Origin of the sequence: Streptomyces sp. NPDC058469 (assembly GCF_042721125.1) — a bacterium.
Taxonomy (GTDB): domain Bacteria; phylum Actinomycetota; class Actinomycetes; order Streptomycetales; family Streptomycetaceae; genus Streptomyces.
This window is the reverse complement of sequence record NZ_JBHXME010000100.1, coordinates 18,434-30,490: the sequence shown is the minus strand read 5'-3', so window position 1 is coordinate 30,490 and position 12,057 is coordinate 18,434. Positions and strand designations below refer to the sequence as shown.

The following is a 12,057-nucleotide window of genomic DNA, read 5'->3' as shown; positions in this document are numbered from 1 at the left end:
ATCTTTCACGTTTCACTTCCAGCACTGGCGTCACACTCCTCGGAGGAGTCCTCGCCCTCGGAGTCGGACCCGAGATCGGGCCCGGCCTCGGGCTCCGCATCCGTCTCCGGTTTCGCGGGTCTCTGCGGCTTCGTCCGGCCGCCCCCGGGGTTGTCCCGGAGATACGACGCGCTGTCGCTGCCGTCCGCCGTCGCGTGACCACCCGGCGGCGGGCTGCCACCGCCGTCCCGCCTGCGCAGATAGCGCTCGAACTCGCGCGCGATCGCCTCGCCCGACGCCTCCGGCAGCTCCGCGGTGTCGCGGGCCTCCTCCAGCGTCTGGACGTACTCGGCGACCTCGCTGTCCTCGGCGGCCAGCTGGTCCACGCCGACCTGCCAGGCGCGCGCGTCCTCGGGCAGCTCGCCCAGGGGGATGCGTACGTCGATCAGGTCCTCCAGGCGGTTGAGCAGCGCCAGGGTGGCCTTCGGGTTGGGCGGCTGCGACACGTAGTGCGGCACCGCGGCCCACAGCGACACGGCCGGTACGCCCGCGTGCGTGCACGCCTCCTGGAGGATGCCGACGATCCCGGTGGGACCCTCGTACTTGGTCTCCTCCAGGTCCATCCGCTGCGCCAGGTCCGAGTCCGACGTGGTCCCGCTGATCGGCACCGGACGCGTGTGCGGGGTGTCACCGAGCAGCGCGCCCAGGATCACCACCAGCTCCACGCCCAACTCGTGCGCGAAGCCCAGCAGTTCGTTGCAGAACGAGCGCCAGCGCATCGACGGTTCGATACCTCGGACGAGTACGAGATCGCGCGGCTTGTCGCCGCCGACCCGGACCACCGAGAGACGGGTCGTCGGCCACGTGATCTTCCGCACCCCGGCGTCCATCCACACCGTGGGCCGGTTCACCTGGAAGTCGTAGTAGTCCTCGGCGTCCAGCGCCGCGAACACCTCGCCCTTCCACTCCTTGTCCAAGTGCGCGACCGCGGTGGAGGCGGCGTCGCCGGCGTCGTTCCAGCCCTCGAACGCGGCCACCATCACTGGGTCGATCAGCTCGGGAACCCCCTCCAGCTCGATCACCCAGCGCCTCCTTCCGATCTGCCCTCGCGTACGTCCCAACCTTACGGCGTCCGACGGGGGCGCCCGCAGCCCCCTTGCACGGGGGAGTGAACCCATGCCTGCCCCGTCCGGGACGGTCGGACACACAAGATCGCCATCCTGTGCAGACCCGTCCCGGCCGGTCACTCCTCCGATGGATCAGCGGGTCGCCCCACTCGATCACAGGGTCGAACGCAGCCACTGCTCCACGCTCGCGATGTGCACCGTCGCCCACGACCGCGCCGCCTCCGCGTCCCGGTCGCGCAGCGCGCCCAGGATCGCCCGGTGCTCGTGCAGGGTGCGGCTGACCGCGTCCTCCTGGGTCAGACCGCGCCAGATCCTCGCCCGCGTGGTGGGCCCGGACAGACCGTCGAGGAGCGAGCAGAGCACCGAGTTGCCGGAGCTCTGCACGATGCCCCGGTGGAACTCCAGGTCGCAGGCGACCAGTTCCTCCACCGAGGGGGCACCGCCCAGCGCGTCCAACTGGGCGGACAGCGCGTCCAGTTGCTGTTCGCTGATCCGCAGTGCCGCCATCCCCGTGGCCGCCGGCTCCAGAATCCGCCGTACGGCCAGGAATTCGAGGACCGTGTCGTCGCGGTGGAAGTCGACGACGAAACTCAGCGCCTCCAGGAGGAGTTGAGGATCGAGACTCGTGACATACGTGCCGTCGCCCTGCCGTACGTCCAGGATGCGGATCAGCGACAGGGCGCGCACCGCCTCCCGCAGGGAGTTGCGGGACAGGCCGAGTTCGGCGGCGAGTTCGCTCTCCTTGGGCAGCCGGTCCCCGGGACGCAGTGCGCCGGAGACGATCATTCCCTTGATTTTCTCGATCGCCTCATCGGTGACTGCCATGGCCGGCCTCCCTGTTGCTCAGACGTCCGATGTATCAGGTGCATTATGGGGGTTCAGTGGGCTGAACGGGAGGGAAATCCACAGCTCAGGCAAGTGCTTCGAGCTCCGCGAGCACGGCTTCCTCGTCCAGCGTGCCGAGTGTCCGGTTCCGCATCAGCACCCGGCCGTCCACGACCGTGTCCCGTACGTCCGCCGAGTGCGCGGCGTACGCGAGCGTCGACCACGGGTCGTGCAGCGGCCGCAGATGCGGTGCGTTCAGGTCGAGCACGATCAGGTCGGCCCGCTTCCCGGTCTCAAGTGAGCCCAGGTGATCACCCAGGCCCAGCGCCCGCGCACCCTCGATCGTCGCCATCCGTACGGCCTGTTCGGCGCCGACCGCTGTGGGGTCGCCGCCCGCCTTGTGCACCAGCGCCGCCTGCCGTACGGCGCCCAGCACGTCCAGCGTGTTGGAGCTGACGGCGCCGTCCGTGCCCAGCCCGACGGTCACACCCGCGCTCAACAGCCTTGGCACCGGCGCGATTCCGCAGCCCAACTTCAGGTTGGACACGGGACAGTGGGCGACCGACGTTCCCGTGCGGGCCAGTGCCGCGATCTCCGGGCCGGTCAGGTCCACGGCGTGCGCGAGCAGCAGATCGGGACCGAGCAGCCCGAGCGAATCGAGCAACTCCACCGGCCGTTTGCCGTACTTGACCTCGACGGTGGCGACCTCGGTCGGGTTCTCCGCCGCGTGGATGTGCAGCAGCGCGCCGAACTCCCGTGCCAGGGCGGCGATGTGGACGAGCTGGTCGGGGGCGAGGGTGTAGGTCGAGTGCGCGAACAGGACCGGGCGCAGGCCGGGGCGTGCCTCACCCCGGGCCGCCAAGTCCCGGCGCGCCCAGTCCAGTCGGTCCTCGTACGCGATGCCGTCCGGCGGCTCCGGTACGTCCATGAAGGTGGGCCCGGTGTGCAGTCGCCAGCCCGTCTCGCGGGCCGCCTGTTCGGCCGCCTCGTGGAACCAGTACATGTCGAGCGCCGACGTCACCCCGGCCCGCACGCTCTCGGCCACCGCGAGCCGCACCGCCGCCGCCACGTTCTTCGGCGTCAGCAGCTCCGCCTCCCACTTCAACACCCGCTCCAGGAAGCCCTGGAGAGTGACGTCGTCGGCGCGACCGCGCAGCAGCGTCATCGCGAGATGGGTGTGCGTGTTGATGAGTCCGGGCAGCACGAGACAGCCCGAGGCGTCAATGGACTCCGTTGCCGTGAACCGAGTTGTCAGCTCCTCTTCCGGTCCTACGGCGACGATCTCGCCCTCGTGGACGGCAACTGCCCCGTCCCGTACGACCGTTCCGGCCTCGTCGACGGTGAGGACGTCGCCGCCGTGCACCAACAGGTCGATGCTCACGCCGTCAACTCCTCGGCCTCCGCGAGCAGTCGGAGCGCCTCCAGCGAGACGATCGCCCCGCGCTCGACACCGGCCGCGACGACGTCCCGGTGCGGGTCGTACCCGCCGGTGGTCTCCGCGTCGACGAGTTCATCGGCGTTGGCGCCGTCGATGACCAGCACCCCGCCCGCGACAAGACCGCGCAGCGAGGCCGTCACCAGCAGCGCCGACAGCTCCATCTCGATCGCCGCGAGCCCGGCGCCGTCGTAGGAGAAGAGGGGGAGGAGGCCGGGCTGGAAGGCCGCCCGGGTCCAGACGATGCCGCGGTGGTGCGGGGCGTCGGCCTCGCGGGCCGCGCGCTGGAGGGCGAGGACCGCCTCGGGGGCGGCGACCGCCGGGTACTCCGGCGGGAGCAGCTGCTGGGTGACGCCGTCGTCGCGTACGGCCGCCTCGGCGATCACGAGGTCGCCGTCGCCGACGCCGGGCTTCATCGCGCCCGCCGTGCCGAAGCGCAGGAAGGTGCGGACCCCCGCGTCCGCCAGTTCCTGGAACAGCAGGATCGCACCGGGTCCGCCCACCCCGTGCGAGGCGACGGTGACCGGCAGACCCTTCCAACTCCCGCTGAACACACGGTATTCGCGGTGGTACGACACCTCCTCGGCACCGTCGAGCAGCGCGGCGACGGCGGCGGCGCGCGCCGGGTCGCCGACGACGACCGCGTGCTCCGGAAGCCCGGTGCGCGGTATGCGGGTGATGGGCAGCAGGTCCTGCGTCATGTGGTGGCTCCGGAAGGGGAGTTGACGGTACGGCGACGGCGGCGGGCCGTCGAGAGGAAGAGGGCGACGAGGGTCACGACGTACGGCGCGGCGTCGGTGGCCTGTTGGGGCAGGCCGACGCCCTGGAGGCGGAAGCCGGCGGCCTCGGCGAGACCGAAGAGCAGCGCGGCGAGCAGCACGCCGACGGGTGCCGCGCGGCCGAGCATGACCGCGACGACGGCGATCCAGCCCCGGCCCGCCGTCATGTTCTCGGAGAACAACGTGACGTTCCCGAGCGCGAGTTGGGCCCCCGCGAGCCCGCACAGGACACCGGAGACCAGCACGGCCGCGTACTTGTACTTCGCCGGACTCACCCCGAGCGTGGCCGCCGCGTCCGGTGCCTCGCCGACCCCGCGCAGCCGCAGCCCCCACACATGCCGGGACAGCATCAGCGCGGCCACCGCGACCGCGACGAACGCCAGATACGCGAGCGGGGTGAAGCCACCGACCAACGGCAGCCCGGCGAGTGACGGATCGTCGAAAGTGCCCTGCACACCGAAGACCGTACGCAGCAGGAAACTGGTCAGGCCAACTGCCAGGAGATTCATGGCGATTCCGAGAACGACCGCGTCCCCGCGCAGAGTTACCGCGCCGACGGCCAGGATCAGTGAGTACGCGGCCGCCGCGAGGGCCGCGGCGAGCACACCGAGCCACGCGCTCCCGGTGAACCAACTCGTGGCCACGGAAGTGAAGCAGCCCATCAACATCATGCCTTCGAGGCCGATGTTGAAGACCCCCGCCCGCTCGCACAGGGCACCGCCGAGCGCGGCCAGCAGGATCGGGGTCAGCGCGCGCAGCGCCGACATCAGCAGATCGGAGTCGAAGAACATCAGACGGCCCCGCTTTCCTGAGAGGTTTCCTGAGAGCTTTCGTGCGGGTTTTCCTGAGCACGCTTCCTGAACCACCCGCTGGGGAAGCGCAGTCGGGCCGCCAGGAACACGATCACGATGGCCTGCAGCACCTGCGTCAGTTCGCGCGGGACTTCCGTCGTCCGCTCCATCGCCAGGCCGCCGACCGCGAGGACGGCGAAGAAGAAGGAGGCGACGACCGTACCGAGCGGCGCCGCTGCGGCGAGCAGAGCCGCCGTGAGTCCCGTCCAGGTGTAGCCGGGTGCGGTCAGCGAGCCGTCCACGAAGCGGTACGGGAAGCTCAACACCCCGATGGCGCCCACGAGTCCGGCCAGCGCGCCCGAGACGGACATCAACTTGAGGGTCAGGCCCCGGCGTTCGATGCCCGCGTAGGCGGCGAAGCGGGAGTTGAGACCGGTCATCCGGATCTCGTAGCCGAACGCCGTGCGCTTGTCGGTGAACCAGTACCCGGCCGCCGCGAGGACGACGAGGAGCAGCCCCACCGTCACCGTCGAGTCGCCGAAGGCGGGCAGTGCCACGCCGTCGGGCATCGCCCGGGTCTGGGGGAGGCTGGAGCCGGGTTCCTTCAGCGGGTAGCGCGCCAGGTAGGAGGCGAGCGACACCGCCGGGTAGCTCAGCAGCAGGCTGCTGACCAGCAGCGGGACGCCGAGGCGGTTCTCGCACAGGGCGGCCAGCGCGGCGTACGCGGCGCCGGCAGCCATGCCCGCGAGCAGCGCCAGGACGACGGTGAGCGGTGCGGGCAGCGGCGAGTACAGACCGGTCACCGCCGCCGTGATGCCGCCGAGCACCATCTGTCCGTCGCCGCCGAGGTTGATCAGACCGGCCCGCAGCGGGATCGCCAGCGCGAGCGCCATGCCGAGCACGCTGGTGCCGGTGCTCAGCGTGGACCCGATGCCGTCCGCGCCGAGCGAGCCGGTGAGGACGGCGCCGTACGCCGTGAAGGGGTCCGCGCCGGTGCCGACGAGGAACAACGCGCCGATGACCAGGCCCGCGAGCACGGAGAAGGTGATGGGGGAGCGCAACACCCCTGATACGCGCGGTATGTGAGTGTGCGTCATGTCAGTCGACGGCCTCCGTCGGCGCTGTGGCCCCGCCCGCCATGGCGAGTCCCAGTGCCCGTTCGTCCGCCTCGTCCTTCGTGTACGTCGCCGTGACCCGGCCCTCGTACATCACGAGGACCCGGTCCGCGAGCCCCCGGATCTCGCTCAGTTCGGCGGAGACGAGGAGGACGGCGTGACCGGCGTCGCGGTAGGCGACGATCTGGTCGTGGATGTTCTGGATGGCGCCGATGTCGACCCCGCGCGTGGGCTGCTCGACGAGCAACAGCGGTGCCTCGTGGGCGAGTTCGCGGCCGATCAGCAGCTTCTGCAGATTGCCGCCGGACAGTGCGGAGGCGGGCACCTCGGGGGTGGCCGCCTTGATGCCGAAGCATTCGATCAGCCGCCCGGCGTGGGCGCGTACGGCCGCGGGCGGCAGAAGTCCCTTGGTGGAGAGGGACGTTCGATGGTGGCCCATCGCGAGGTTGTCCGCGACGGACGCCGCCGGTGCCGTACCGACCGCGTGCCGGTCCTCGGGGACGTAGGCGAGGCCCTGCGCACGACGCTCGGTCGCCGAGACGTGGGTGATGTCCCGGCCCTTGAGCGTGACCCGGCCGGAGGCGACCGGCCGTAGCCCGGCCAGGGCCTCGATCAGCTCGCTCTGGCCGTTGCCGGCGACGCCCGCGATGCCGACGATCTCCCCGGCGTGGACAGTGAGCCCCACTCCGTGGACGGAGTCGGTGGTGAGGTCCGTCACGTCCAGCACCACGTCAGAGGGGGTGCCGGGCGCGTGCACACGGTCCAGGTCGACCGCGCGGCCGGTCATCGCGGCGGCGATCTCGTCGGCGGAGGTGTCCACGGTGACCAGGCGGGCGACCACCCGGCCGTCCCGCAGCACGGTCACGTTGTCGCTGCCTTCGAGGACCTCGCGCAGCTTGTGGGTGACAAGGATCACCGTACGACCCTGCGCGGCCAGCGACTTGAGGACCGCGAACAGGGCGTCCGCTTCGGCGGGCGTGAGCACGGCGGTCGGCTCGTCGAGGATCAGCGTGCGGGCGCCGCGATGCAGCAGCTTCAGGATCTCCACGCGCTGCCGCAGTCCGACCGGCAGGTCGCCGACCCGGGCGTCCGGATCGACGGCGAGCCCGTGCTCCTCGGCCAGCTCACGCACCCGGCGGCGGGCGGCGGCCCGGTCCACCAGGCCGAAACGGCGCGGCTCGGCGGCGTAGACGACGTTTTCGGCGACCGTCAGCGAGTCGAACAGCTTGAAGCTCTGGTGGACCATGCCGAGCCCGGCGGCCATCGCCGCGCTCGGATCGCCGAACGTCACCTCGCGCCCGTCGATCCGGATCGACCCGGCGTCGGCACGCTCCATGCCGTAGAGGACCGACATGAGGGTGGACTTGCCGGCGCCGTTCTCGCCCATGAGGGCGTGGATCTCGCCGCGGTGGACGGTCAGGTCGACGGCGTCGTTGGCGAGCGTGCCGGGGAACCGCTTGGTGATTCCCCGGAGCTCGACCGCTGGGTCAACTGGCGGCCGGGTCATCGACCTTCAGCTTTCCGGACACGATCTGGTCGCGCAGTGCCTTCACCTTCGTGAGGACGTCCTTGTGCTGGGCGATCACGCACTTCGACGAGTCGACGCCCGCCTCAAGGCCGGTGAGGCTGATGCCGCCCTCCTTCAGGCCGTACGACACGGAGGTGCCCGTCTTGCCCGCGAGGACCTGCTCGACGCCCTTCTCCACGGCGACGTCCGTCTTCTTGATCACGTTGTCGACGACCGTGCCGGGGGAGGAGACGCACTGGTTGACGTCGACGCCGTACGCGAACGCGCCCTTGGCCTTCGCGGCCTCGAAGACGCCGTAGTTGCCGGCCGCCGCAGCCGCCATGATCTGGTCGGTGCCCTTGGAGAGAAGGGAGTTGGCCTGCTCCTTGGCGCGCGCCGAGTCGTCGAACGGGGACTGGCCGCCGACGAAGCGCGTCGACGCGGACGTCTTGGCGGCGACCTTCTTGGCACCGGCCGCGAACGGGTCGCTGTAGCGCCGGAATTGGGGAGTGTCGAGCACGTCCACCGCGCCGACCTTGCCGCTCTTGCTGAGCAACCCGGCCTCGGCGCCCGCGAGATAGACACCCTCGTGCTCACGGAACACCGCGCACGTGACGTTCTTGAACGTCTTGGTGGTGCACGCGTCGATCATCAGGAACTGCTGCTTCGGGCGCGCCTTCGCCTGCTGCGCCACGATGTCCGCGAACTCGAAGCCGACCAGCACGATCACGCTCGGGCTCGCGTCCACGGCGGCCTGCACGTTCTGCTGCTGGGACGCGGTGTCCGTCGACTCGTAGACCTTCTCGGTCCCGCTGTGCGTCTTCGCCGCGGCCTTCACCCCGGTGACGGCGAGCTTCAGGAACTCGTTCTGCCCGACCGCGTCCGGCGTGACCAGCGTGAACGACTTGCCGCTGCCGCCGCTCGCGCTGTCCGAGGCGTCGGTCTTCGCGGCGGCGTTGCAGGCGGTGGCGGCGGTGACCATGAGCGTGGTGGCGGCGACGAGCTGCAGGGTGCGACGTGATCTGCGGAGCATGGGGACCTTCCGGGGTACGGCAAGGCGCGCTCCGGCGGGAGCGCGTGCGACCAGATGGTGAGACGAGAGGTGATGAGGAGTGGACGCGAGAGGGACAGGTCAGCGTCGACAGCAGTCGCTCGCGCAGCGGCCGTGATCGAGGAAACGGCGCATGGTCAGCAGCACACGTCCTCCTTCGTCTCGGCCTTCGGGCTGCGGGTGCTGGACTTTAACATTCGTTTTGAGACACCCGCTCGACTGTCTCGAACTGTGGTTCTTCCAGGTCATGTACGGTGTCCGACACCATCGGAACAGCAGGAGTGTCCCGTTATGTCCAAGGAATTGCGCGCCGTCGACTGGACCGGCAGCGGCCTCGCGCTCATCGACCAGACCCTGCTCCCGCATCGCAACGAGACGGTGGACGTCCACGATGTGGACACTCTGGTCGACGCGATCCAGCGCCTCGTGGTGCGCGGCGCGCCCGCGATCGGGGCGGCCGGTGCGTACGGTGTCGCGCTCGCGATCATCGAGGGCGAGCGCGAGGGCTGGACCGAGGCCGAGGTGCGCGCGGCCGTCGCCCGCGTCCGCGAGGCCCGGCCCACCGCGGTCAACCTCATGGTGTGCGTGGACCGGGTCATGACCCGCTTCGACGAGGGCCTCGACGCGGTCCTCGAAGAGGCCGCCGCCGTCCAGCGCGAGGACGTCGCCGCCAACCGTGCGATGGGCGGCTTCGGCGCCGACTGGCTGGTCCGGAAGGTGGGCGTGGAGCGGCCGTTGAGGCTTCTGACGCACTGCAACACGGGTGCGCTGGCGACCGCCGGGTGGGGCACCGCGCTCGGCGTCATCCGCGAACTGCACGCGCGTGGGCTGGTGGAGGTCGTCTACGCCGACGAGACGCGTCCCCTGCTCCAGGGATCACGGCTGACCGCCTGGGAGTTGGTGCAGGAGGGCATCCCGCACTACGTCCAGGCCGACGGTGCCGCCGCCGGCACGATCCTGCGCGGCGAGGTCGACGCGGCCATCGTCGGCGCCGACCGCATCGCGGCCAACGGCGACACCGCGAACAAGGTCGGCACGGTGGGCGTCGCGCTGGCTTGCGCGTACGCCGGTATCCCGTTCCTGGTGGCGGCCCCGACGACCACCGTCGACCTCTCGACCGAGACCGGCGACGACATCCACATCGAACTCCGGGGCGAGGCCGAGGTGTTGGAGTGGTCGGGCGTACGAACGGCTCCCGCCGAGTCGCGTGGCCACAACCCCGCCTTCGATGTGACGCCGGGCCGCTTGGTGACCGGACTGGTCACGGAGCGGGGCGTGTTGGAGGTCTCGGCGGGCGAACTCCCGGCCGACCACTTGAAGTAGCGGCGAGTCTGAAGTAGCGCCGAGCACCCGCGCCCCAAAGGGGCGCGGGGAACTGCGCGACCAGCCCCCACCGGCCCGCAGTTTGACGACTACGCTTCCCGCGGAGAGCTGAGCTCCAACTCCAGCAACCACTCCACCACTTCGGTGTGATGCCGAGCCTGCCGCGCATCCGCCCCCCACACATACAACCCATGCCCGGCGACGACAACGGCAGGCATCCGCGCATTCCGGGCCGCCTCCAAGCGATCCCCGAGCACCTTCATGTCCTGACTGTTGGCGATGACAGGCAAGGTCACCTCGACATCGTGCGCAGGCTGCCCAACACCCTTGAGCATCTCGACGTCCTTGAACACGATCCCGCCCGGCGCACGCCGCCCCATGGCAACGGACGCAACGGTGTGCACATGGACGACCGCCCCCGCACCGGTCAACGCAGCGACACGAGCGTGCAGTTCGGCCTCGGCAGACGGCTTACCTCCCCGGACGGCGGCACCATCGGAGTCCACCAACACCACATCGTCAGGGGTTAGTTCACCCTTGTCATGCCCGCTAGCAGTCACCGCCAGCCGCAGCGGATCCCGGCCCACCACCACGGACAAGTTACCGGAGGTCCCCCGCATCCAGCCGAACGAGGCGAACCGGGCGGACTCGGCGGCGAGTTGAGCCCCCGCCTCCTTCAGGTCGAGGTCACTGATCTCGCTGGTCACGTGGTGCTCCTTGAACTGGTGATGCCGATCTCGTCGAACGCCCCCGCCTGCGCGTGGTCGCCGACGCCTTGCTCGAAGTACGGCTCGCCCGGCCGCCGTACACCCACGGCGTGCCATCCGGCCGCGACGGCCGCGTCCAGCTCACCGGGCCGGTCGGAGAGGAAGAGCAGCCGGGACGGCTCGATACCGGTCGCCTCCGCGATACGGCGGTACGACTCCGGCTCCTGTTTGGGGCCGGCGTTCTCCGTGTCGTAGAGACCGGAGACCAGCGGCAGGAGGTCGCCCTCCGGGCTGGAGGTGAACCACGCCCGCTGCGCGGCCACCGAGCCGGACGAGTAGACGTACAGCCGCAGGCCCGCCGTGTGCCAGGCGCGCAGGGCCGGTACGACGTCGTCGTAGAAGTGCGAGACGAGGTCACCGCGGGCGAAGCCCTCCGACCAGATGATGCCCTGGAGGGTCTTGAGGGGTGTGGCCTTGCGGTCCTCGTCGAGCCAGGTGTTGAGGGTCTTCTCGATCTGTACGGCGTCGGCGTCCGGGTCGCCGGTCAGCTCGCGGACCTGTGCGATCGCCCGGGACACGGCGGGGTCGTCGGCCCGCTCGGTGAGCAGGGCGGCGAAGCGCGAGCGCGAGTACGGGTACAGCACGTCGACGACGAAACCCGTGGCGCTCGTGGTGCCCTCGATGTCGAGCACCACGGCGTCCACGGTGTACCGCAAGGTCACGCGGCGGCCTTGTCCCGCTGGTAACCCGCGTCGATCGTGTCGTAGTCGGGGAAGCGCGAGGCGATGGTCGAGCCGGTGAAGTTGCCGACCCAGCCGTCCTCCTCGTGGAAGAAGCGGATCGCGGTGAAGGCGGGCTCGGTGCCCATGTCGAACCAGTGGGTGGTGCCGCGCGGCACGCCCAGCAGGTCGCCCTTCTCGCAGTAGACGGCGTTCACTTCGCCGTTGACGTGCAGGTAGAAGATGCCCGAGCCGGAGACGAAGAAGCGGACCTCGTCATCGTCGTCGTGCGTGTGCTCCTGGAGGAACTTCGCGCGGGCGCCCGCGGCCTTCGCCGGGTACTCCGGGTCGTCGCTCGGGTGCAGACCGAGGACGTCGACCGTGGTGAAGCCCTCCTCGGCGTTCAGTTTCTCGATCTCCGGGCCGTACGCGGCGAAGACGGTGTCGCTGTCGGCGTCGGCCGGGACGTCCTCACGGATCGGCCACTGCTCGTAGCGCACGCCGATCGGGGCGAGCGCGGCGGCGATCTCGACGGGGTCGGAGGTGCGGCGCACGAGGGTCTCGGGGCCGGACTCGGACCAGGTGGTGAGCAGCGTCATGGGAACAACTCCGAAAGGTGGGAGGGATGTCCGGATGCTGGGACGAGCATCGGACGGGTGGAGAAGGAGAAGAAGGGGCGGCGGGGCGACGGTCGCGGAC

The 12,057-nt window shown here is 70.4% G+C and carries 12 protein-coding genes; 1 reads left to right on the top strand and 11 read right to left on the bottom strand.

Annotated features, from left to right (window positions below; genetic code table 11):
- Nucleotides 1-5: 5 nt before the first annotated feature.
- The 8 genes from ACFWP5_RS33680 to ACFWP5_RS33645 form a co-directional block, all read right to left on the bottom strand.
- Nucleotides 6-1,061, bottom strand: a complete 1,056-nt coding sequence (locus ACFWP5_RS33680; RefSeq protein ID WP_384165274.1) for a PAC2 family protein — start codon at nt 1,059-1,061, stop codon at nt 6-8.
- A 198-nt stretch (nt 1,062-1,259) separates the two neighbouring features.
- Nucleotides 1,260-1,931: a FadR/GntR family transcriptional regulator gene (locus ACFWP5_RS33675; protein ID WP_033283704.1), complete on the bottom strand. Its 672-nt coding sequence runs from the start codon at nt 1,929-1,931 to the stop codon at nt 1,260-1,262.
- 85 nt (nt 1,932-2,016) lie between these two features.
- A complete protein-coding gene (locus tag ACFWP5_RS33670; RefSeq protein WP_384165271.1) occupies nt 2,017-3,312 on the bottom strand; it encodes an amidohydrolase in 1,296 nt (431 codons plus the stop codon).
- Entirely contained in the window at nt 3,309-4,067 is a 759-nt protein-coding gene (locus ACFWP5_RS33665) for a nucleoside phosphorylase (RefSeq protein ID WP_384165268.1), read from the bottom strand. Before ACFWP5_RS33665 ends, ACFWP5_RS33670 begins: the two co-directional genes overlap by 4 nt.
- Entirely contained in the window at nt 4,064-4,936 is an 873-nt protein-coding gene (locus ACFWP5_RS33660) for an ABC transporter permease (RefSeq protein ID WP_384165265.1), read from the bottom strand. The genes ACFWP5_RS33665 and ACFWP5_RS33660 overlap by 4 nt, the downstream gene beginning before the upstream one ends.
- Nucleotides 4,936-6,033, bottom strand: a complete 1,098-nt coding sequence (locus ACFWP5_RS33655; protein ID WP_384165262.1) for an ABC transporter permease — start codon at nt 6,031-6,033, stop codon at nt 4,936-4,938. Before ACFWP5_RS33655 ends, ACFWP5_RS33660 begins: the two co-directional genes overlap by 1 nt.
- A 1-nt stretch (nt 6,034) precedes the next feature.
- On the bottom strand, nt 6,035-7,558 hold the full coding sequence (locus tag ACFWP5_RS33650; RefSeq protein WP_384165259.1) for an ABC transporter ATP-binding protein: 1,524 nt from the start codon (nt 7,556-7,558) through the stop codon (nt 6,035-6,037).
- The gene (locus ACFWP5_RS33645; protein WP_384165256.1) at nt 7,539-8,591 is read right to left on the bottom strand and encodes a BMP family ABC transporter substrate-binding protein; all 1,053 of its coding nucleotides are present in this window, start codon (nt 8,589-8,591) and stop codon (nt 7,539-7,541) included. Before ACFWP5_RS33645 ends, ACFWP5_RS33650 begins: the two co-directional genes overlap by 20 nt.
- A 309-nt stretch (nt 8,592-8,900) precedes the next feature.
- On the opposite strand from ACFWP5_RS33645, the gene mtnA reads away from it, so the two are divergent.
- Nucleotides 8,901-9,932, top strand: coding sequence for an S-methyl-5-thioribose-1-phosphate isomerase (gene mtnA / locus ACFWP5_RS33640; RefSeq protein ID WP_384165253.1), 1,032 nt, complete (start codon nt 8,901-8,903; stop codon nt 9,930-9,932).
- An 89-nt stretch (nt 9,933-10,021) separates the two neighbouring features.
- On the opposite strand, the gene mtnB is transcribed toward mtnA, so the two are convergent.
- Genes mtnB through ACFWP5_RS33625 form a run of 3 tightly spaced genes read right to left on the bottom strand, consistent with a single transcriptional unit; the run spans nt 10,022 to nt 11,957 of the window.
- A complete protein-coding gene (gene mtnB / locus ACFWP5_RS33635) occupies nt 10,022-10,639 on the bottom strand; it encodes a methylthioribulose 1-phosphate dehydratase (RefSeq protein WP_384165250.1) in 618 nt (205 codons plus the stop codon).
- A complete protein-coding gene (mtnC, locus tag ACFWP5_RS33630) occupies nt 10,636-11,361 on the bottom strand; it encodes an acireductone synthase (protein WP_384165247.1) in 726 nt (241 codons plus the stop codon). The genes mtnB and mtnC overlap by 4 nt, the downstream gene beginning before the upstream one ends.
- Entirely contained in the window at nt 11,358-11,957 is a 600-nt protein-coding gene (locus ACFWP5_RS33625) for an acireductone dioxygenase (protein WP_384165244.1), read from the bottom strand. Before ACFWP5_RS33625 ends, mtnC begins: the two co-directional genes overlap by 4 nt.
- Between the last annotated feature and the right edge of the window lie 100 nt (nt 11,958-12,057).